Origin of the sequence: Serratia nevei (assembly GCF_024160145.1) — a bacterium.
GTDB lineage: Bacteria > Pseudomonadota > Gammaproteobacteria > Enterobacterales > Enterobacteriaceae > Serratia > Serratia nevei_A.
Genome location: NZ_JAMYWQ010000109.1, coordinates 1 through 527, shown reverse-complemented (window position 1 = coordinate 527; position 527 = coordinate 1). Strand labels below are relative to the sequence as shown.

Genomic DNA, 527 nt, shown 5'->3' with positions numbered 1-527 from the left:
TGAACTGCACCCCAAATGTTGGACACATCTGACATTTGGAGGTGCAGCTTTATGAAGTATTCACTGCAAGACAAACTCAATGCCGTCCGGTATTACCTTGCCGGGCTTGGCAGCCAACGGCAGACCGCCAGGAAGTTCTCCGTCGCTCATGTCCAGTTGCGGCGCTGGATTGCCGCTTATCAGCATCATGGTAAGTCGGGGCTGCAACCCGGACGTCGTCGGCGCTACACGCCGGAGTTCAAACTCGCCGCCGTCGAGTTTGCCTGTTCAAATCCACTGTCCTTAGCGGACGTTGCCGCCAGATTCGACATTCCTTCATACACGACGCTGGAACACTGGGTTAAGCTTTATCAGGAGAATGGGGCCGAAGCCCTCAACCTGGATAAGCGTGGTCACCGTATGTCTCAACATCCCAAAACTCCCTATGCCGATAAATCGCCCGATGAACTGACCCCGGAAGAGATGCGGGAGGAAATCGCGTTCCTGCGTGCGCAGAATGACTACATAAAAAAGTTGAGAGCCTTGAT

1 protein-coding gene is annotated in these 527 nt (G+C 53.9%); it reads left to right on the top strand.

Annotation, left to right across the window (positions count from 1 at the left end):
- Positions 1 to 51 precede the first annotated feature (51 nt).
- On the top strand, positions 52 to 527 hold a 476-nt coding region (locus M6G53_RS24965), incomplete at its 3' end, for a helix-turn-helix domain-containing protein (protein ID WP_253335248.1).